This window comes from Noviherbaspirillum agri (assembly GCF_054780595.1).
In genome coordinates this window covers 200,542-221,849 of the sequence record NZ_BAAGWA010000002.1, presented here as the reverse complement: position 1 = coordinate 221,849, position 21,308 = coordinate 200,542, and the positions used below count along the sequence as shown (strand labels likewise).

Sequence of the window (21,308 nt, the reverse complement as noted above, 5' to 3'; positions counted from 1 at the left end):
AAACATGTTCCTCCTTGGACCTTCCAACGCATGGTTCAGTCAGATTTTTATTTTTTCTAGAACGGCATCATGCACATCCATATTCTCGGCATTTGCGGCACCTTCATGGGCGGACTCGCGGTGCTGGCCAAGGAGGCCGGTCATAAGGTGACCGGCTGCGACGCAAACGTCTATCCGCCGATGAGCACTCAGTTGCAGGCGCAAGGCATCGAGCTGATCGAGGGATTCGGCCCGGAGCAGGTGAAGCTGCAGCCCGACCTGTTTGTGATCGGTAACGTGGTCTCCCGCGGCAACCCGCTGATGGAAGAAATCCTGAACCGCGGTTTGCCCTACGTGTCGGGGCCGCAATGGATCGGCGAACACATCCTGCGCGACCGCTGGGTGCTGTCGGTCGCCGGTACACATGGCAAGACGACAACGTCATCGATGCTGGCTTGGATCCTGGAAGATGCGGGTTACAGTCCCGGCTTCCTGATCGGGGGCGTACCGATGAACTTCGGCATTTCCGCTCGCCTCGCTGGAAAAGATGCGGATTCCCCGTTTTTCGTCATCGAAGCCGACGAGTACGACACGGCATTCTTCGACAAGCGCAGCAAGTTTGTCCATTACCGGTCCAAAACAGCGATCCTGAACAACCTCGAGTACGATCACGCAGACATTTTCCCGGATCTTGCAGCGATTGAAACCCAGTTCCACCACCTTGTGCGAACCGTTCCCGGTGTCGGCCGCCTGATCGTCAATGGCCGGGAAGAATCCCTGCGGCGCGTGATCGTGCGCGGCTGCTGGAGCGAAAAAGAGTGGTTCGGCGTGGACGGCGGCGAAGGCTGGGCACTGAAGGAGCATGAGGATGGCAGCTTCGACGTGATCTTCAACGGCGAGCAGCAGGGGACGGTGCGCTGGGAACTGACGGGCGAGCACAACCGGCTGAATGCACTGGCATCAATTGCCGCTGCCCGGCACGTTGGTGTGCAACCGGCCGTGGCAATTGAATCGCTGTCGAAATTCGAGAACGTGAAGCGGCGCATGGAAGTACGCGGCGTCGTCAACGGCATTACGGTCTACGATGACTTCGCCCATCATCCGACCGCCATCGCAACGACAGTCGGCGGCCTGCGCAAGAAGGTGGGCGCGGCGCGCATCCTTGCGGTGCTCGAACCCCGCTCGAATACGATGAAGCTCGGCACGATGAAGGAAGCCTTGCCTGGCAGCCTGACCGATGCAGACCTCGTGTTCGGTTATGGTGCCAAATCCGGCAAGGATGCACTTGGGTGGAATCTGGATGAAGCGCTTTCCCCCTTGGGACAGAAAGCTGCCGCGTTTGACGATCTCGGGCCGCTGGTGCAGGCGATCGCGCAGGCGGCTCGTCCGGGCGACCATGTGCTGGTGATGAGCAACGGTGGCTTTGGCGGCGTGCACCAAAAGATTCTGGATGCACTCGCATAATGATTCTTTATCTGCACGGGTTCCGATCTTCTCCCCAATCGTTCAAGGCACGGCTGATCGCGCAGCGGATGCAGACTCTTGGGCTGGCTGCCGAATACTGCTGTCCGCAGCTGCCGGCATCGCCCAGGGAAGCAATCGCGCTGGCGCGCAATATTGCTGCCCAAGTGGCGCCCGAGGGGCTAACGCTGGTGGGATCCTCCCTTGGTGGTTACTACGCGACCTATCTCGCGGAAGAGCTCGGATGCCGCGCAGTGCTGCTCAATCCGGCAGTGAAGTCGCCACGCGATCTGGAAAAATACGTCGGCGTCACGACTGCGTTTCACTCGGACGAGCCGTTCGAATTCAAGCGTGAATACATAGACGAGCTGAAGGCGCTTGCCGTAGACCGGATCTCTCAGCCTGAACGTTACTTCCTGGTTGCCGCAACCGGCGACGAAGTGCTCGACTGGCGGGAGATGGTCGCCCATTACGCCGGTGCACATCACTGCGTAATCGAGGGAAGCGACCATGGCATTTCAGAGTTTGAGCAGTACCTCGACCAGGTTCTCGCTTTCTGCGGTGTTTCTGCCGGGGTGGCTGGGTGAAGCCGTACGCGGTGGCGTGCGCGCGCTGGTTCTCTCATGTCAATGGCGTGAACGCGGCGCCCGAGATGCGCAGTTGGCTTACCGATACGGTTTCGCTGACCAAGAAGCTGATTGCGCGCAGCAATCACTTCCGGGTGCGATGCCTGCGCCAGGATCACGGCCGCTGCCTCGCCGATGAGTTTGCCCTGCTTGACCTGCCGCGACGGGCCTGCGTGCAAGAGCGCGAGGTGTTGCTGCAATGCGACGGCCGGCCGGTCGTCTTTGCGCATACCATCGTCCCGTTGAGCGCGACGACTTCCGACTGGCCATTCTTCGGCACTTTGGGCGAGCGCTCGCTGGGGACGACCTTGTTTGGCGACCCGCGCGTGAAGCGCGGCTCGATGCAATACGCGCGGTTGCATCAGCAGCATCCGCTGGTGCAGCGAGCGGGCGCCGCGCTTGGCGGCGTCCGCTTCGAGTCGCCGCTCTTTGCGCGCCGCTGCCTGTATCGGCGCAAGAAGGGTGTATTGCTCGTGACTGAACTCTTTCTGCCGGCGATTGCCGACCTCCCGGTTCCAGGCCGGGCCTAATGTACTCATACGCTGACAAGCAAAACATTCAATGAATCTATTCTTCGAGGAGTCCGGCGATTTCAAGGCCGGCGCAGTGTTGTCCCAGCAAGGCGAGGCTTACCAGGTTGAAATGCAAAGCGGTAAGCGGACCAAGGTCAAGGCGCGCGACGTGCTGTTGCAGTTTTCTTCTCCTGAGCCGGTGCAATTGCTGGCAGATGCCCAGGCGGTGGCCGAGGACATTGACCTCGACTTCCTGTGGGAAGTCGCCGGGCAGGAAGAGTTCGGCTTTGCAGAGTTGGGCGCGGAGTATTTCGGTCATGACCCAAAACCGCATGAGGCTGCCGGCTTGCTGCTGCGCTTGCATAACGCACCGGTCTACTTCTACAAGAAGGGCAAGGGGCGCTACAAGGCTGCGCCGGAAGCATCGCTGAAGGCCGCGCTCGCCGGGCTTGAGAAAAAACGGCAGCAGGCACAGATCCAGGCGAAGTACGTGGAGGAGCTGAAGGCGAATCAGCTGCCGGAAGCGTTCAAGCCCATCGCATTGCAGCTGTTGTTCAAGCCCGACAAGAACAGCATCGAGTACAAGGCGCTTGACGCTGCCTGCAGCGAACTGCAAACAACGCCGCAACGCCTGATGCTCGACGTCGGCGGCATCCCGTCGCCCAAACAGCTGCATCTGTCCAAATTCCTGTTCGAATACTTCCCGAAAGGAACCGGTTTTCCACAGGTGGATATTCCGGCTGTTACCCCGCTCCCTGTTGCGGACGTGCAGGCATTCTCGATCGATGATGTAACCACTACCGAGATCGACGATGCGTTTTCGGTCGTCATGCAGGCGGACGGCAAGGTGCGCGTCGGAATCCACATTGCGGCACCGGGCCTCGGGATCAAACGCAACGACGCGCTGGATGCGATTGCGCGCCAGCGTCTATCCACTGTCTATATGCCCGGCGACAAGATCACGATGTTGCCTGACGAACTGGTCGAAGCCTTTACGCTTGCCGAAGGCCGGACCTGCCCCGCATTGTCCTTGTACGCGACGCTGGACCCCGCCGACTGGTCGCTGGTTGCCACTGAAACCAAGGCTGAGGCGGTTCCGATCGCAGCCAACCTGCGCCACAACGATCTGGATGCGCACGTCACCGAGGAAAACCTTGCCGCCGACGCCGGCGACTATGCACACAAGGCGGACATCAAGCTGCTGTGGCAGTGGGCGCTGGCTCTCGAAAAAGGCCGCATGGCCAAGCGCGAGGCATTCGGACTGAAGCCGGAGCAGACCAACCGTGTCGATTTCAATTTCTATGTCGAAGACGATGTGGTGACGATTCTCCGCCGTAAACGGGGCGCGCCGTTGGACAAGATCGTGGCCGAGCTGATGATCTTCGCTAATAGCACATGGGGAAAGCTGTTGCACGACCATGGCGTGCCGGGCATCTACCGCAGCCAGGGTGCATCGGGCGGTGGCTGGGCGGCTCGCATGCAGGTGCGTATGGTCACGCACGCGGCACCGCACCAGGGGCTCGGGGTAGATCAGTATGTGTGGAGCACATCGCCGCTGCGGCGCTATACCGACCTCGTTAACCAGTGGCAGATCCTTGCCTGCGTCGAGCACGGTGTCACAGCACCTCTGGCTGCGCCGTTCAAGCCGAAGGACGCCGACCTGTTTGCCGTCGTATCCGCATTCGATGCCGCGTACACGGCCTACGCCGACTTCCAGTCGAACATGGAGCGCTATTGGTGCCTGCGCTGGCTCGCGCAGGAACAGGCGCGGCAGGTTGAAGCCGTCGTGCTGAAGGAAGAAGTGCTGCGTCTTGTTGATATTCCGTTAATCATTCGCCTGCCTGGTATGTCGGCCGCGCCGCGCGGGACGCAAGTCAAGCTGGACCTGATCCGCTGGGACGAGGTGGATCTGACCGTGGAGGCGCGGTTGATCGAGTTGACAACAGCGGTTGCGGATATTGCCGTAGGTACGACTGACGAAATCCCAACGTCTGACAGCGAGTCCGATGCCGAATCGATACAAGAGTGAAAACTTCGAATGAGCCGAACAGGCTTTATCGTAAAATTCAAATCTTCTGCAATCGCTAGTGCTACCGCGCGTGAAGCTCATCCTTGAAAACCGCATCCTGTCCGTCGCTGTTGCGGCGTCGTTGTTGGTGCATGGCGCGCTGCTCGCAGTGCGGTTTGCGCCTCCTGATGCGTTCCAGTTCAAACCGATGGATCCGGGACTGGAAGTCATCCTTGTCAATGCCAAGCACGACCGGAAGCCGCTGAAAGCCGAGGCACTTGCGCAAGCAAACCTTGACGGTGGCGGGAACGCCGAGTCCGGACGTGCCAGGTCGCCTCTGCCCGACATGCGCCGCAGCGAGGACGGCGAAGGCCTGAAGGCCATGCAGCGCCGCATCGAAGAACTTGAAAAACATCAGCGCATGCTTGCACAGATCGCCAGGAAATCTCCGCTCGCATCGCCCACCAGGGACCACGTCAAGCCGAAGGAATCGCAATCGGAAGGCAGCGACATCACGGAAAGCACGCGGGAGATCCTGCGCCGCGAGGCGGAAATCCACAAACGCATCGAGGACGAAAACAAGCGTCCGAAAAAGACCTTCATCTCGCCGAGCACGCGTGAGGTCGGATACGCAATGTACTTCGACAGCGTGCGTCAGCGCATCGAGAAAATCGGTACGCTCAACTTCCCGCAGAAAAACGGGAAGAAGCTCTACGGCGAGCTGACCATGTCGATCTCGATTTACCAGGACGGCTCCATCTATACCAAGGACCGTGACGATGGAATCATGGTGGAGCGGTCATCAGGCAATCCGGCGCTGGATGAGGCGGCGAGAAGGATCGTGCGTCGTGCCGCTCCGTTCGGCGCGTTTGCGCAGAACATGCGCACTGCGGGCAAGGACGAGGTATGGGTCATGACGACACGGTTCAAATTCACACGCGATGATGCGCTGGAGGCGCAACTGTACGGAGGTGCGAATTGACCGGAGCACCTGATCGCTACGTAGTGATCGGCAATCCCATCGCGCATAGCAAGTCCCCCGACATTCATGCGCGCTTTGCCGTGCAGACCGGCCAGAACCTCGTCTATGAACGGTTGCTTGCGCCACTCGATGGCTTCGAGCAGACGGTGCGCAACCTGATGCGTGAAGGCGGAAAGGGGGCAAACGTGACCGTCCCCTTCAAGCTGGAAGCATTTGCGCTTGCCGATTCACTCAGTCCTCGCGCCCAGGCGGCAGGTGCCGTCAACACCCTGTCTTTCAAGGCGGGTGAAATCGCGGGCGACAACACCGATGGCGTTGGACTTGTCACAGACATCGAGCGCAATGCAGGCTTTGCCATCGCCGGAAAGCGGGTTTTGCTTCTTGGCGCGGGAGGCGCAGCGCGCGGCGTCATCCTGCCGATCCTCGAGCGGCATCCGGTTGAACTGGTGATTGCCAATCGTACTGTCGAGAAAGCGCAAGAACTCGCGACCTACTTCGCGACGCATGGGGCGGTCAGTGCCTGCTCCTTCCAGGCGTTGCAGGATTCATTCGACGTCGTCATCAATGCAACATCCGCGAGCCTTAGTGCTGACCTGCCACCGGTTTCATCGAAGGTATTCGCAACCGGCTCGCTGGCCTACGACATGATGTATGGCAAAGAGCCGACCGTATTCATGCGATTCGCTTCACAGCATGGCGCGACGGTGCGCGACGGCCTAGGCATGCTCGTCGAACAGGCGGCAGAATCATTCTATGTATGGTGCGGAGTACACCCCGATACCGCGCCGGTATTTGCGGAACTGCGCGCCGGGCTTCAGGCGAAATGAAAAAGAAGTTGCGCAAGTTGCTGCTTTGGCTGTTGCTCGCGCCAATCGCAATCGTCCTGGCGATACAGTTGTATTTCTTCGTGCAGATCTGGTGGTGGGTTGATCACAATCCAAGCTCGACTGCCTTCATGAACCGGCAGCTTGCGATTCTCCAGGAAAAAAATCCCAAGGCTCAGCTCAAGCACAAGTGGGTGCCCTACAACCGTATTTCAAATCATCTCAAGCGTGCCATCATCGCTGCCGAGGATTCCAACTTTTCCGACCACGAAGGTGTCGACTGGGAAGCCATGCAAAAGGCTTACGAGCGGAACACCAAGAAGGGAAAGGTAGTCGCAGGCGGTTCGACCATCACGCAGCAGCTGGCAAAGAACCTCTTTTTGTCCGGCGAGCGCAGCTATGTGCGCAAAGCGCAGGAAGTGGTGATCACCTACATGCTTGAAATGCTGATGGAGAAGGAACGCATCTTCGAGATATACCTGAACGTGGTCGAGTGGGGTGTCGGCGTCTTCGGTGCCGAAGCGGCGGCCCAGCATTATTATCGTGTGTCAGCGGCAAGCCTCAGTTCTGTTCAGGCCGCTCGTCTCGCCGTCATGCTCCCCAAGCCGCGCTTTTATGACAAGAACCGGCGTTCGGGTTATCTCGCACACAGGACAGACCTGATCATGCGCCGCATGAGTGCGGCGGAACTTCCGAAATAGCCTGTAATGGAGAGTGCGGTGAGGCTTCAAAATCAACGTGGATCCCTCAGTCTGTTATGGGCCGCCGTGTTCGTCGGCGTCGTCGCGTTGATGGCGATGGTGGCTCTGATCTCTGCGCGCCATGAGCGGAACTATTTTACCTACGCATGGGAATACCTTTCCAGCAGGGGGAAGCAGGAACTGCTGCAGGCAGCGCAGGCGCCGATTGCATCCGGCAACGCCGTTGTGCGCAAATGCACCGTGGCGGGCAAGATCATCTATTCCAATGTCGAATGCAATGCCTCAAACCCGACGAGCCGCGAAGTCGTATTGCAAGAAACGAAAGGCTTTGAGGCACCCAAACCGGCGCCAAATCCTGCTGCGCAAACGGGGGTGGAACCCTCACTGCAGGACAAGGCCATCGAGAGAACTCTTGGCAGGTAGTACACAGCGTTTGCCCAGAAGCGCAGCATTCCGCGCCGCCTCGAATCTCGCTTGCCTGCTGCCATCGATATAAGTACACTTGCGCTGTTTTCGTCTTCGGAGACCCGTCTTGGGTAGTCCCAGTACAGATTGTCGGCCGTCAGTAAACGGTGGCCCGGCGAGATAACGGCAGACTCCCCAGAGCGCCTCTCGCCAAAAGCGTGGGCGCGTCCAGGCCACTTTCATGGCCGCGTTCCCTGTAATAATTGATCTTCCTGCGGAAACCCTCCGCAGGGTGGCTGCGCTTTACAACCCAGGTGCAGCCGGGAGAGCACATGATTAATGTATTCGTCTTGCAGAACGGGCGGCTGAACCAGGTCAACATTGAGTCGAAGAGTGACTTGGAAAGGGTTGCGCCAGTATGGGTCGACCTGACCGACCCGAACGATGACGAGCGCGCTTGGGTAAAGAGCATCTACGGCGTAACGCTGCCGGGCGAAGACGAAGTCAAGGACATCGAAGCATCCGCTCGCTATTACGAGGCGGAAAATGGTGACTTGCATCTGCGCACCGACTTCTTACTGGAAGAGGAGGATGGGCCATCGCAAACCGTCACAGTCGCGTTCATTCTTGCGCGGAATATGCTGTTTTCGGTGCACATGCACGATCTGCCAATCTTCCGCTTGGTGCGCATGCGTGCACGCTCCCGCCCAGGATCGATTGCGGACTACAAGGACGTATTGCTCGACCTCTATGCAACCGACGCCGAATATTCCGCAGATGCTCTTGAGGGCATCTACCAGAGCCTGGAAGAGGTCAGCCGTCGCGTCCTGCAGAAGGAGCTGACGGACCAGGATGCGGCCGAAGCGCTGAATGCGATCGCACAGGAAGAAGATTTGAACGGACGCATCCGCCGCAACATGATGGATACCCGTCGCGCCGTGAGCTTCCTGATGCGCGGTCGCCTGCTCAATGCCGAACAATTCGAGGAGGCGCGCCAGATCCTGCGCGATATCGAATCGCTGGACGGCCACACTGCCTTCCTGTTCGACAAGATCAACTTCCTGATGGATGCGACCGTCGGTTTCATCAACATTAACCAAAACAAGATCATCAAGATCTTCTCGGTGGCTTCGGTCGCATTCCTTCCGCCGACGCTCATCGCAAGCATTTACGGAATGAACTTCCGGATACTGCCGGAACTGAACTGGAGTTTCGGCTATCCTTTCGCACTGGCACTGATGCTGGGAAGCGCCGTCGCGCCGTTCTGGTATTTCCGGCGCCGTGGCTGGCTGAAGTAGGCGAGAGTGCTGCAACGTCCGGGCACCAGCGGGTGCCCGGAGTGTTCCAGACTATTGGTTATCAGGCCAGGGAGGCAAACGCCTTGCGTGCAGCTTCTACAGTCGCATTAATCACAGCATCGTCGTGCTGCGCTGATACGAACCCGGCTTCGAATGCCGAGGGAGCCAGATATACGCCAAGGTCCAGCATCGCGTGGAAGAACGCATTGAACTGGTCCTTGTCGCAAGCCATCATTTCTCCGTAAGTTCCCGGAACCTGCTGCGCGAAGTAGAGGCCGAACATGCCGCCTACCGAGTCGGCGCAGAATGCACGACCAGCTGCCTTTGCCGCATCGGTCAACCCGGTTGCCAGCTTCGTCGTCTGTGCTGAAAGCGATTCATAGAAACCAGGGGCCTGAATCAATTTGAGGGTGCTCATGCCTGCTGCCACAGCAACGGGATTGCCGGACAATGTACCTGCCTGGTACACCGGACCGAGCGGCGCGAGATGCTTCATCAAGTCCTTGCGTCCACCAAAAGCCGCTACCGGCAAGCCGCCGCCAATCACTTTACCCAGGACCGTGAGGTCCGGCGTGATGCCATAGAGTGACTGTGCGCAACCGAGTGCGACGCGAAAGCCTGACATCACTTCGTCGAAAATCAGTACGGCACCGTGCTGCGTGCATAGGCGGCGCATCGTCTGCAGGAACTCCGGTGTGGAGCGCACCAGGTTCATATTGCCGGCCACCGGTTCTACGATCACGCATGCAATCTGGTCGCCCATCTTCTGGAACACGTCTTCCAGTTGCTGCGGATTGTTGTAGTCCAGCACCAGGGTGTGCTTGGCGAAATCTTCCGGGACGCCGGCCGATGTCGGATTGCCGAAAGTGAGCAAGCCGCTGCCCGCCTTGACCAGCATCGAGTCCGCGTGGCCGTGATAGCAGCCCTCGAACTTGATGATCTTGTCGCGGCCGGTGGCGCCCCGAGCCAGGCGCAAGGCGCTCATCGCCGCCTCGGTGCCGGATGACACAAGGCGCACCTGCTCGACAGAGGGAAGCAGGCGGCAGATTTCCTCTGCCATTTCGATTTCGACTTCGGTCGGTGCGCCAAAACTCAGCCCGCGTGCTGCGGCCTCTTGTACCGCCTTGATGACGGTCGGATGCGCATGGCCGACAATCGCCGGGCCCCAAGAGCCGATGTAATCGATATAGCGCTTGTCGTCCGCATCCCAGAAATACGGGCCTTCGGCACGGGTGATGAAGCGCGGCGTTCCGCCCACCGAGCGGAAGGCGCGTACCGGCGAATTGACGCCACCCGGCGTGCTGATTTGTGCGCGGGCAAAGAGAGTGTCGTTCTTGGAGGTCATACGCAAAGAAGCAAAGAAGAGGTTTATGGATTGGAGGCTGGGTCAGGATCCTTGGCCCAGAAGTAACGGTCCGGGGTCAGTTTCCCCATCCCGAGTCGATGTGCATTGGCAAGCGCAGCATGCGTGAATTCCTGTGCTTCGAACACGGCTTCCGACGCATCGACGCCGTTAGCCAGCATGGCCGCAATTGTGGCGGACAGCGTGCTGCCCGCACCGCTGAAAGAGCCCGGCAATCTTTGCCAGGTATCCCGGCGAACAAGCCCGGATTCGTCGAACAGCGTATTGGCAACCTCGTGCACGTCACTTGGCGTGCCGGTCACGAACAGATACTCGCAGCCCATATCGATGATCTTCATCGCATCCAATGCAAGCGCATCATCTGACGACGGTTCGCGCCAGGTTTCAGCGAATCGTGCGATTTCCACAGCCGACGCAAGAAGCAGGGTGGCTTGCGGAACCAACAGTTCGCGAATGGCAAGCAACATGTCTTCGCCTTCCTGTCCCGGGTCTGGCATGGTGCTGATGAAGGGATCAAGGATCAGCGGCACGTCCGGGTAGTCCGAAGCGATTTCTGCGATCACAGAGACGTTTTCGATGCTGCCGAGGGCACCGACCTTGAATGCCGCGACCGGCATGTCTTCCAGCACGACGCGCGCCTGATCTGCCACCCAATCGGCGTCCACAACCTGCACGTCTTCGACCCGCGCCGTATCGCTAATCAATATAGAGGTAATCACCGACAAACCATGGCATCCCATTGCGGCAAACGAAGCGAGGTCCGCCTGGATGCCGATTGCGCCGACAGGGTCGGCTGCACCAAAAGTCAGAATCAGGGGGGAGGTTTGGTTTTGCACGGCCGGTAGATTAAGATATTCGACTTTGCATTTTACTTGATTGAAGGGCTGGTAACTGTGAGTAATAACGAAACGTCGAGTCAGGAATTCAAGACTTGGATGTGTCTGATTTGCGGCTGGGTCTACGATGAGGCAGCGGGTTTGCCCGAAGAGGGGATCGCTCCCGGAACGCGCTGGGCTGACGTGCCAATGAACTGGACTTGTCCTGAGTGCGGGGCGCGCAAGGAAGACTTCGAGATGGTGGCAATCTAAAGGCGCGCTACAGTCGCACAAGCGTGGTCAGGCACTGTTGCAAATCCGTTAAATTTCGCAGAAAAACCACGGTGACCAAAAGTTAAGTCGAGGGCTTGTTCTAATGCATCTTGCTTTTTGTCACAATTGAGCCGTATATTGAAAGCTCGTTTAATGAGATTGCCTGATGACAACATCCTCGGAAAAATCCGGTCTCAAGATCATGGTCATTGACGATAGCAGCACTATTCGTCGTTCCGCCGAGATCTTCCTGGGACAAGCTGGCTATCAAGTGGTTCTGGCCGATGACGGGTTCGATGCCCTTGCCAAGATGAATGACCACCGGCCTGCCCTGATATTTTGCGACATCCTGATGCCTCGTCTCGACGGCTATCAGACCTGCGCGCTTATCAAGAAAAGCGCCAAGTTTCATTCCACGCCGGTCATCATGCTGTCCTCCAAGGATGGGCTGTTTGACCGGGCGCGTGGTGCGATGGTCGGCTCGGACGCATATCTCACCAAGCCGTTTACGAAGGACAGTCTGCTTAAGACTGTACGTGAGCATACGGCGCAACTTTGAAAATAATTTCCTGAATTAGAAGGTGCAACATGCCCATTCAAAAAATTCTTGTGGTGGATGACTCGCCTACAGAGCGCTACTTCTTGACCGACATCCTGGTCAAAAATGGTTTTTCGGTGTCTACCGCCGAAAACGGTGAAGAAGCATTGGCGAAAGTAAAAGCCGACAAGCCGCAATTGATCCTGATGGACGTGGTGATGCCTGGCCAAAACGGCTTCCAGATTACCCGTGCGATTGCGCGTGACCCTGAAACCCAGGATGTCCCGATCATCATCTGCACCAGCAAGGATCAGGAAACCGACCGCATCTGGGGCCTGCGCCAGGGTGCGCGCGACTACATTGTCAAGCCAGTCGATCCGCAAGAATTGCTGTCGAAGATCGCGGCACTCGGTTAAACAGTGCAAATGCATCAAACTACTACGGAGCTTGCGTCAAGCGGCGCAATGAAAGAGCCGGACACCGGCTCGCGCCGCACACGCCTGCGGGAGTTCCAGACGCAGCTCGTGGAGCGCATGCAAGCGGCGAGCAGCGGCACGCAACCTCATACCAGTCAGCTCGGGGTAATGATCGGACAGACGCGTTGGCTGTTGAGCCTGCAGGAGGCTGGGGAGATTGTGTCCGTCGGTTCCATCACCAAGGTCCCGTTGACCCAGGATTGGTTCCTGGGTTTGACCAATATCCGCGGTAATTTGATCAGTGTGGTCGACCTCGCCAATTTTCGAGGTCAGCCGCAGACGCCCATCGACAAGGAAAGCCGGATCATCGCCTTCGCGCCGGCTTTGTCCTTCAATAGCGGACTTCTGGTGTCGCGCGTTCTTGGCCTCCGTAACGTTGCAGATATGCAACCACAGACGCTCTCCGAGAGCGGCGAGACGCCTTGGGCGAGACAACATTATCTCGACCGCGAATCGCAGGTCTGGACCGAACTCAATCTTTCATTAATTGTGCAAGACCCCCAATTTCTGCATGTCGGTCTATAAGCAGCCAGGCTGCTTGGCCGGGGTTTGAGCATTTGCAGAATAACAAGGAGACTCAGTGATGGCGTTTAAACTACCGTTCTTTTCCAAGAGCAACAAGGATGGGCTTGCTGAGGAAGCGGCATCCGACGCTTTGGCGCAAGGTGCAGCTGTTGCTCCGGATACCATCAGCCCTCAGACTCGCAACCTGAACGCGACGTTTATCGGCGACGCATTGCAGAAGGGCGGTGATATTCGCCTGCCGGTGATCGGCAACCTGCCGCTGCAACAGCAGATGCGCGTATTGCTGATGGGGCTGGGTGGCTCTCTTGTGCTCGGCGCAGTCTTTGTGTGGATCAACTCCAACCAATCCATCATCGCGTCGACGCAAACGCAGATTGCCGGTGACGCGCTGATGCACTCCCAGCGTATCGGTAAAGCGGCGCCGAACGCGATTCAGGGCAACCCTGAGGCGTTCAAACAGCTGGAGGAAAGCCGCAAGGAGTTCAATAACGACCTTAACGTCCTGTCCAAGGGCGGTGATTATCAAGGCCGTCAGATTGATGCACCGAGCGCTGACATGGCTGTGCTCCTTAACGAAACCCGCAAGGTGTGGGGCGAGTCCGACAAGGCAGCGGAGACGATCCTGAAGCTGAAACAGGAGCTGACCGGCTTTGGCGCAACGCTTGAAAAGCTGAATGAACTCTCCCCGGTTCTGCTGGAACTCACCGAGCAGATCGCGACCCTGAAGGCGCAAGGTGGCGCAACCCCGCGCGAAATCTCTGCCGCCGGTCAGCTGGTCATGTTGACCCAGCGTTTGGGGCGAAGTGCAAACGAATTCCTGACTTCGGAAGGTGTGAACCCGGAAACTGCGTTCTTGCTCGGCAAGGATACCAATACCTTCCGCGACATTACCGAGGGCTTCCTGAACGGTAGCGAGGTGCTGCGCCTGAGCGCAACCAGTGATCCGGATACGCGCGAGAAACTCACCGAACTGCAAACGGTGTTCGCGGAGTACCAGGCGTCGATCGCGACGATTCTCGGTAACCTGCAGAATTTTATCGCCGCCAAGCAGGCGGAACAGTTGATCTTTGCCGAGAACGAGACTCTCAAACAGCGCATCTCGACGCTGCAGAAGGCATACCGTGCCGAGGAAGACTCCGCACACTGGTCGTTCTGGATGATGGTGGCCAGTGCGATTGCAGCACTGTTCGCCTCGGTGGGCACTGCGCTCGTGCTGCTGCAAGACAGTCGCAACCGCGCCACCGAAGCTGACCAGCGTCGCCAGGAAGCGGAAGATCAGCGTCTTCAGGCGATGAAGCAGGAAGAGGAAGCCAAGCGCGCAAACGACCAGAACCAGGCCGCAATTTTGCGTCTGATGAACGAATTGCAGGAAGTGGCGGACGGTGACTTGACGGTGCAGGCAACGGTGTCGGAAGACATTACCGGTGCAATTGCCGACTCGGTTAACTACACGGTGGAAGAGCTCCGTGGCCTTGTTGGTCGCGTGACGAAGACAGCTGAACAGGTTACCGCCGCATCGAACCAGGCGCAGGATATTTCGAACGAACTGATGGTCGCGTCGCAAAAGCAGTCGCGCGAGATCCAGGAAACCGGTCAGGCCGTGCTGGAAATGGCTGTCCAGATTACCGATGTGTCGAAATCCGCGAACGAGTCTGCCGAAGTGGCGCGCCAGTCGGTGTCCGCTGCTGAGCAGGGCGCAAAGGCGGTGGAAGATGCCATCAAGGGCATGAACGAAATTCGCGAGCAGATCCAGGAAACCTCGAAACGAATCAAGCGTCTCGGTGAATCGTCGCAGGAAATTGGTGAAATTACCGAGCTGATTTCCGACATTACCGAACAGACCAACGTGCTGGCGCTGAATGCGGCGATCCAGGCGGCGTCCGCAGGCGAAGCAGGCCGGGGCTTCTCGGTGGTTGCGGAAGAGGTGCAGCGACTGGCGGAACGCTCAGGTGAAGCGACCAAGCAGATCGGTGCGCTGGTGCGTACGATTCAGACCGATACCCACGACGCGGTTGCCGCTATGGAAAAATCCACGCAGGGCGTGGTCGAGGGAGCAAAACTGTCCGACGCGGCCGGTGCTGCACTGTCGGAAATTCGAAGCGTTTCGAACCGTCTTGCAGACCTGATTCAAAGCATTTCCGCTGCAACCGAGCAGCAGGCAACTTCCGCCAACGGCGTTGCACAAAACATTCAGAACATCCTGACAGTAACCGAGCAGACGCAGCAGGGTACGCAACAGACTGCACAGTCGATTCGCGAATTGTCCAAGCTGGCCGAAGAGCTCAAGAACTCGGTATCGCGTTTCCGTGTGGCTGCCTGACGTTTGCCAGACAGTCAGTTCATAACGGATGGCCCATTAGTGATGTTCGGCGATGCTCACTCACTGAGCATCGCCCTTTGACCCCGCGAGGCAGTCATGACCACCCCCAACTCCACCTCATCGCAGGGTGCTCGGGATAACTTTGACACCGGGCCGCTGTCCTGGGTGATGGGAGAAATCCGCGAAGCACTCAATCGTTCCAAGACGGCGATTGCAGAGGCCGTATCCCAGGATGCCGAGGCACGCACGACATCTTTGCATCATGCGAAGAGTTACTTGCACCAAGCCCATGGCGCATTGCAGATCGTCGATGTCGATGGCGTGGCGATCATTACCGAGACTGTTGAAGATCTGCTTGATCGCGTTGAGGCGGGCCAGCTCCCGCTGACGCAGGAACTGGCGCAAACTGTCGACAGCGGTTACCAGGCGCTTGTCGAGTATCTTGACGAGCTGCTGTCTGGCGTGCCGCATCAACCAGTCCGGCTTTTTCCTTACTATCGTGCGCTGCTGGAAGCACGTGGTGCAGAGCGCATCCACCCGGCGGATTTGTTCTTCCCGAATCTGGCCGTTCGTCCTCAGTTTCCGGGGGCGGAGGCCATTGGCGCAGTGGATCCGGCACAGTATGTGAGCTTGCGCCAGCGCTTCGAGCGGGCGCTCCTTCCATTCCTGAAGAGCTCGGACCGCAAATCAGAACTGGCAAATGCCGCTGCAATGCGTGACATCATTGCGCAAATCGAGCGGGTGCAAGGCAACCAACAGGCACGTGCCTTCTGGTGGGTGATGCATGGTCTTGCTGAAACCGTTGCTGCCGGCCAGATCGACAATGAAATTTATGTCAAGCAACTGTTCGCCCGGATAAACCTGCAGATCCGCCGCCTGAGCCAAGGGTCGGCAAGTATTGCCGAACGGCTCCTGCGCGATGCGCTGTTCTTCATTGCCAAGGCAAAAGAGCCGTCGTCCCGCGCGCAGCAAATTCGCAAAACCTATCAGTTGGACGGCCTGGTGCCATCCGACTATGACAAGAAACGATACGGACAGGTAAATCTGGACGCACTCGCGGCTGCGAAGGAACGGCTGTCGCACGCCAAGAACATGTGGAACCGGATTGCCGGCGGCGACGCCAGCGTCGCGGATACCTTCGAGCATGAAATGCGTGCGCTCGCAGACGCGGGATCCAAACTCAATTCTGCACCGCTGTCAAAACTGTTGCGCGAGTTGAAAGGTATCGCCCGGCATGCTGCTCATGCAAGGCCTGGCGATGCGCTGGGCCTGGAAATGGCGACCAGCCTGCTATTTATCGAAAATGCGCTGGCCAATATTGGTCGCTTGCCGGAAAACTTTGACGAACGCGCGCATGCATTGACGGCGCGCCTGTTGTCGGTCGTTTCTGGCGAAACCCCGACACAGAGTGCTGAGTGGCTGGATGATATGTCGCGGGAGGCGCAGCAGCGGCAGACCATGATCACTTTGGCAGGCGAGATGCAAAGCAGCTTGCGCCAGGTTGAGAAAATGCTGGACGAGTATTTCCGCGATCCTGCACAGCGTGAATCGCTCGGGCAGCTTGATACCGTCCTGCACCAGATCGAAGGTGCTTTGGCGGTTCTCGATCAGGACGATGCAATGCGCACCGTCCAGCATACGCGTACCGCCGTTCAACGCTTTCTCGCTGCGGAAGGCGATGCTGCACCCAACGAGCGGGATTTCCAGAATGTGGCGCAGAACGTCGGTGCGCTGAGTTTCTTTATCGAAACCCTGCAACTCCCGTCTGAAAGCGGCACGAAGCGGTTCACCTTTGATGAGAAGCGTGGGGTGTTCCAGGCGAAGCTCGTCGAACATAATCCTGCCCCCGTTGATACGCCGGAAAACAGCGGCCCCGTGATTGAGGCGGTCGAGAAGCTGGAGGCGCTTCCTTCACAGGAGCGCTCTTTTCGTCCCTTAACGACGGTTGAGGACGAACTCGCATTTCACCAGCAACAATCCGCAGAACTCGCAAAATCATTAACAGTCGAGCCTGACAACCAGGCTTTGCAGGAGAAGCTCAAAGAATCGCTTACGCAGATCAGCGTGAATGCTGATCTGGTTGACGATCCTGAAATCAAGGAGCGCGCGAACGCGGGAATCGATATTCTTGCGCGACCGGATTTTTCCGCGTCAAAGGAAGCACTGGCGGAGATCATCACCGCCACCGTTCCTGCTGCGCCGGCCGGTGAGCTGTTGCCGCCGGTTGTCGCACCGGAGACGGATGAGGCAATCGATGCAGAACTGCTCGAGATTTTCCTTTCGGAGGCAGAGGAGGTTCTTGAGGCAGTCGCACAAACATTGCCTGAGTCCCGTAATCATCCGCACAACCAGGAGCATTTGACGACCCTGCGTCGCTCCTTCCACACGCTCAAGGGTAGTGGCCGGATGGTCGGCCTGACGGCCTTTGGCGAAGCTGCATGGAGCATCGAACAGGTCCTTAACCTCCGTCTGTCGGAATCGCGCGCAGGCGACGTGGATCTCTATGCCTTGCTGGAAAAGGCGGCTGAACTCTTGGGGGCCTGGGTCCAGGACCTCAAGCAATTCGGCCGAGCCGACCGTACGCCGGATGCGCTGGTGAGCGCCGCTGAGCGGGTCAAGGCGGGTGGGCATTTTGTCTACGAAGAGGAAGTTGCCGCGCCATTGGTCGAGAGCTCGGTTGCAGCTATAGAAGCGGCGACCGAAGCAGTGGCAGAGGCTTTGCCGGAGTTATCCATCGAAGCACCTGGCCCGGCAGCCGATGGCGCTGCGACCGAAATGCCGATCGACTTGACTCAGCAGTCAGGCGTAACGGAGATCGCGGCGGAAGTGCATGTTGACGAGGTGCTGGCAGAGCCGATGCTGGCCGATATCGTTGCTCCGTCAGACGCGGCTCTGGACATGCCTGGAGAAGACTCTCCTGTGCTGCCCCAGGTTGAAGAAATTCAGCTTTCGGACGCTGACTTTGCGTTGTTTGAGAATGCTGCCAAGCCGTTGTCGGAGACTGAAGCAGTGCCCGTCCCGGCACAGGAACTCGAGGAGCCGGTTGCTCCTGCGGTATCGATTGCAGACGTGATCGAGTTCCCAACCATGCAGGAGCCGCAGCCCAAGCCGGACGATAATGTCAAGCGCATCGGCGATCTGGAAATCAGCCTCCCGCTATACAACATCTACATTGCAGAAACCGATGAGCTCGTTCGCGTGCTGGCACAGGATATGGCGGAGTGGCGCCATGAGCCGCACCGCGAGGTCAGCATCCAGTCAGTACATGCTACGCATTCCCTCGCTGGCAGTTCTGCCACAGTCGGCTTCAAGGCCTTGCAGGAAGTGGCGCATGCGCTGGAGATGGTGTTGCAGTTCCTCTCCCGTAACCCCGTCAAGCTGACGGCGAGTGAATTCGATACGGTCGAACAGAGCGTCGAGCGCCTCAAGCTCATGCTGCAGAAGTTCGCGTTAGGCGAGATGCCGGCGCATGAGCCGGAATACGTGCGCCAGCTTGCCAAGATCCGCAAGGATATCGAAGTCCGGTTGGAAGAACCGGAGCACGTTGCGGTTGATTTGTCGCTGCCTGCTGCCGCGGATTCCGCTGACACGGCGAGCGAAGAATTGGTTTCGCCGCTCGCTGCCGACGTCGTCATGCCGGAACCCAAGCAGGAAACCGGATTCGCCCATGACGTCAATGCAGAAACTCCAGAGCCGCCATCGGATCGCGCCGCTGCCGCAGATTTTGTGGAGCCGGTATTCGCCAACCCGACCGATGCAGGGGCAGATCCTGCGCTGATCCTGAAGGATGAGCTGGATGCCGATCTGTTGCCGGTGTTCCTGGAGGAAGGGCGTGACATGTTGCCGCAGCTCGGGACCGAGTTGCGCGGATGGCAGGCGCAACCAGGTAATCTCAGCTTGCCGCAGTCCATGCTGCGTCTGCTGCACACGCTCAAGGGAAGTGCCCGTATGGCGGGCGCCATGCGGCTCGGCCAGCATCTGCATGATATGGAAACGCGTACCGAGAACATCATGCGTCTCGGTACACCGACGGAACTGGCGATCGACGATCTGCTGATCCGTTACGACCAAGGCTTGGCCATGTTCGAGCAGCTGCAAAATCCACAGGCGGCCGTCCAAGGTCCGGCGCCTGCAGAGCCTGCGCCAGCTGCCAAGGCCACTTCGGTCGCGGAGCCTGCAAGGCCGGACGCGGTCGTACTCTCGCCGTTGGTGCCGCTCGAGGCAAACAAGCCTGCCCCGGCAATGCCGACTGCAGCGCGCGGGGTGGCAGCACCGGCTGGCCCCGTACCGCTGGTGCGCGTACGTGCCGACATTCTGGATCGCCTTGTGAACCAGGCTGGTGAGGTCTCCATCGCGCGTTCGAAGATCGAAACGGAGGTCGGCACCTTGAAGATGTCGCTGACCGAGCTCACGGAGAACGTTACCCGCTTGCGTGACCAGCTTCGCGAGATTGAGATGCAGGCCGAAACGCAGATCACGTCGCGCATGGCCCATTCTGCGGACCGCGAATTCGACCCTCTGGAGTTTGACCGGTTTACGCGCTTGCAAGAGCTGACACGCATGATGGCGGAGAGCGTCAACGACGTCAGTTCCGTGCACCATAACCTGAGCCGCACGCTTGACAGCGCTGTTGGCGACCTGTCGACGCAGGCACGGCTGACGCGTGACCTGCAGCAGGACCTGATGCGCGTGCGCATGGTGCAATTTGCCAGCATCTCCGAGCGCTTGTTCCGTGTAACTCGCCAGGCGGCCAAGGAGATGGACAAGCGCGTCAACCTCGATATCCGCGGCAGCGCCGTAGAGGTGGATCGTAGCGTGCTGGAAAAGATGACTGGCCCGTTCGAGCATTTGCTGCGTAACGCGATCGTTCACGGTATCGAATCACGTGATGAACGCCGCGCTGTTGGCAAGAACGAAACCGGCGAACTGCGCATTGAGATCCGGCAGGAAGGCAATGAAGTCGTAATCCAGTTCGCTGATGACGGCCGCGGCCTTGATCTTGCGCGTATTCGTTCGAAGGCTGTGCATCAGGGACTGCTGACCAACGATACCGAACTCTCCGACGAGGAAGTGCGCGACCTGATTTTCCACCCGGGTTTCTCGACCGCTGAGGAGATTACGGAGCTTGCCGGACGCGGTGTCGGCATGGACGTGGTTCGTTCTGAAGCCGCTGCGCTCGGCGGACGGGTTTCGACCTGGTCTGAATCCGGCAAGGGGGCGCAGTTCACGATCCGCCTGCCGTTGACGCTGGCCGTGACTCAGGTCGTGTTGCTCACCACCGGTGGCAAGACTTTCGCCGTGCCCTCCGTGCTCGTGGAGCAGGTGCAGCAGCTCAAGACCAACGCGCTCGCCGCCGCCTATAACGACGGTGCCGTCGTCTGGCAAGGCCAGCGTGTGCCGCTGTACTTCATGTCTGCACTGCTTGGGGATCACCAGGCTTCGCCGGTTGCTCAGCAATACTCACCGTTGCTGATCCTTAAGAGTGGTACCGACCGTGTAGCGGTGCATATCGACGAAATCATCGGTAATCGCGAAGTCGTCGTGAAGAACATCGGCCCGCAGCTTGCACGTCTGATTGGTATTGCCGGTGCAACTGTGCTCGGTTCAGGCGACATCGTCCTGATTCTGAATCCGGTTCCGTTGGCGCAGCGCGCCGCGCATGAAAACATCCGTGCGCCACGAATGACGCAATCCGATGCGCCATCTTCCATGGGGGCCGTAGCGGAAATGGCAGCGCATCAGCCGTCGACGCCAAGCTCGGAACCGGTGCAAGGCCTGAGGACGCAGAATATCGTGATGGTCGTCGACGACTCGTTGACCGTGCGCCGGGTAACGCAGCGTCTGCTGGTGCGCGAGGGTTACCAGGTCGTTCTTGCCAAGGATGGTGTGGACGCTCTGGAACATTTGCAATCCATCACGCCGGATGTCATGTTGGTTGATATTGAAATGCCGCGCATGGACGGATTCGACCTTACTCGAAACGTTCGTGGTGATGCACGGACGAATCACATTCCGATCATCATGATTACTTCGCGTACCGCAAGCAAGCATCGCAATTACGCACTCGAACTCGGGGTGAATGAGTATCTCGGTAAGCCTTACCAGGAAGACCAGTTGCTCAACCTGATCGCCGGATTCGTGAAGAAGGAAGTCACTGCATCCTAAGCGGAGGCAAGTTGGAAAGAAGGCCCGCGTGGTAAAC

The 21,308-nt window shown here is 58.6% G+C and carries 17 protein-coding genes; 15 read left to right on the top strand and 2 right to left on the bottom strand.

The features are described 5' to 3' along the window. Window positions 1–69 precede the first annotated feature (69 nt). The 9 genes from mpl (at window position 70) to corA (ending at window position 8,796) form a co-directional block, all read left to right on the top strand. Window positions 70–1,443, top strand: a complete 1,374-nt coding sequence (mpl, locus tag ACYVIA_RS03725; RefSeq protein WP_460838004.1) for a UDP-N-acetylmuramate:L-alanyl-gamma-D-glutamyl-meso-diaminopimelate ligase — start codon at window positions 70–72, stop codon at window positions 1,441–1,443. Then, window positions 1,443–2,027 (top strand): YqiA/YcfP family alpha/beta fold hydrolase, encoded by a 585-nt coding sequence (locus tag ACYVIA_RS03720; protein ID WP_460838002.1) that lies wholly within the window; start codon window positions 1,443–1,445, stop codon window positions 2,025–2,027. The genes mpl and ACYVIA_RS03720 overlap by 1 nt, the downstream gene beginning before the upstream one ends. Continuing rightward, window positions 2,024–2,596 (top strand): chorismate--pyruvate lyase family protein, encoded by a 573-nt coding sequence (locus ACYVIA_RS03715; protein ID WP_460838000.1) that lies wholly within the window; start codon window positions 2,024–2,026, stop codon window positions 2,594–2,596. The genes ACYVIA_RS03720 and ACYVIA_RS03715 overlap by 4 nt, the downstream gene beginning before the upstream one ends. Before the next feature lie 31 nt (window positions 2,597–2,627). Beyond that, window positions 2,628–4,607, top strand: coding sequence for a ribonuclease catalytic domain-containing protein (locus ACYVIA_RS03710; RefSeq protein WP_460837999.1), 1,980 nt, complete (start codon window positions 2,628–2,630; stop codon window positions 4,605–4,607). 70 nt (window positions 4,608–4,677) lie between these two features. Continuing rightward, window positions 4,678–5,568 carry a TonB C-terminal domain-containing protein gene (locus tag ACYVIA_RS03705; RefSeq protein WP_460837997.1) on the top strand — a complete coding sequence of 297 codons (891 nt, stop codon included), beginning with the start codon at window positions 4,678–4,680 and terminating at the stop codon, window positions 5,566–5,568. Then, complete coding sequence (aroE, locus tag ACYVIA_RS03700; protein WP_460837996.1) at window positions 5,565–6,395, top strand: shikimate dehydrogenase; 831 nt, start codon at window positions 5,565–5,567, stop codon at window positions 6,393–6,395. The genes ACYVIA_RS03705 and aroE overlap by 4 nt, the downstream gene beginning before the upstream one ends. Beyond that, window positions 6,392–7,093: a monofunctional biosynthetic peptidoglycan transglycosylase gene (gene mtgA / locus ACYVIA_RS03695; protein ID WP_460837994.1), complete on the top strand. Its 702-nt coding sequence runs from the start codon at window positions 6,392–6,394 to the stop codon at window positions 7,091–7,093. Before aroE ends, mtgA begins: the two co-directional genes overlap by 4 nt. Before the next feature lie 18 nt (window positions 7,094–7,111). Further along, window positions 7,112–7,516 (top strand): hypothetical protein, encoded by a 405-nt coding sequence (locus ACYVIA_RS03690; RefSeq protein WP_460837992.1) that lies wholly within the window; start codon window positions 7,112–7,114, stop codon window positions 7,514–7,516. A gap of 314 nt (window positions 7,517–7,830) precedes the next feature. After that, the gene (gene corA, locus ACYVIA_RS03685) at window positions 7,831–8,796 is read left to right on the top strand and encodes a magnesium/cobalt transporter CorA (RefSeq protein ID WP_460837990.1); all 966 of its coding nucleotides are present in this window, start codon (window positions 7,831–7,833) and stop codon (window positions 8,794–8,796) included. A 61-nt stretch (window positions 8,797–8,857) separates the two neighbouring features. On the opposite strand, the gene hemL is transcribed toward corA, so the two are convergent. Both hemL and thiD read right to left on the bottom strand, forming a co-directional pair. Then, complete coding sequence (hemL, locus tag ACYVIA_RS03680) at window positions 8,858–10,141, bottom strand: glutamate-1-semialdehyde 2,1-aminomutase (protein WP_460837988.1); 1,284 nt, start codon at window positions 10,139–10,141, stop codon at window positions 8,858–8,860. 23 nt (window positions 10,142–10,164) lie between these two features. Next, window positions 10,165–10,995 (bottom strand): bifunctional hydroxymethylpyrimidine kinase/phosphomethylpyrimidine kinase, encoded by an 831-nt coding sequence (gene thiD / locus ACYVIA_RS03675; RefSeq protein WP_460837986.1) that lies wholly within the window; start codon window positions 10,993–10,995, stop codon window positions 10,165–10,167. A gap of 99 nt (window positions 10,996–11,094) precedes the next feature. Here thiD and ACYVIA_RS03670 point away from each other — a divergent pair, with 99 nt between their 5' ends. From ACYVIA_RS03670 to ACYVIA_RS03645, 6 genes are all read left to right on the top strand, one after another. Next, window positions 11,095–11,247 (top strand): rubredoxin, encoded by a 153-nt coding sequence (locus tag ACYVIA_RS03670; protein ID WP_019141929.1) that lies wholly within the window; start codon window positions 11,095–11,097, stop codon window positions 11,245–11,247. 166 nt (window positions 11,248–11,413) lie between these two features. After that, window positions 11,414–11,806 (top strand): response regulator, encoded by a 393-nt coding sequence (locus ACYVIA_RS03665; protein ID WP_460837984.1) that lies wholly within the window; start codon window positions 11,414–11,416, stop codon window positions 11,804–11,806. A 29-nt stretch (window positions 11,807–11,835) separates the two neighbouring features. Beyond that, complete coding sequence (locus tag ACYVIA_RS03660; protein ID WP_460837982.1) at window positions 11,836–12,201, top strand: response regulator transcription factor; 366 nt, start codon at window positions 11,836–11,838, stop codon at window positions 12,199–12,201. 48 nt (window positions 12,202–12,249) lie between these two features. Then, a complete protein-coding gene (locus tag ACYVIA_RS03655) occupies window positions 12,250–12,786 on the top strand; it encodes a chemotaxis protein CheW (protein WP_460837981.1) in 537 nt (178 codons plus the stop codon). Between the two features lie 58 nt (window positions 12,787–12,844). Next, complete coding sequence (locus ACYVIA_RS03650; RefSeq protein ID WP_460837979.1) at window positions 12,845–15,106, top strand: methyl-accepting chemotaxis protein; 2,262 nt, start codon at window positions 12,845–12,847, stop codon at window positions 15,104–15,106. Window positions 15,107–15,202: 96 nt separating this feature from the next. Continuing rightward, window positions 15,203–21,271, top strand: a complete 6,069-nt coding sequence (locus tag ACYVIA_RS03645; protein WP_460837977.1) for a hybrid sensor histidine kinase/response regulator — start codon at window positions 15,203–15,205, stop codon at window positions 21,269–21,271. Window positions 21,272–21,308: the final 37 nt, after the last annotated feature.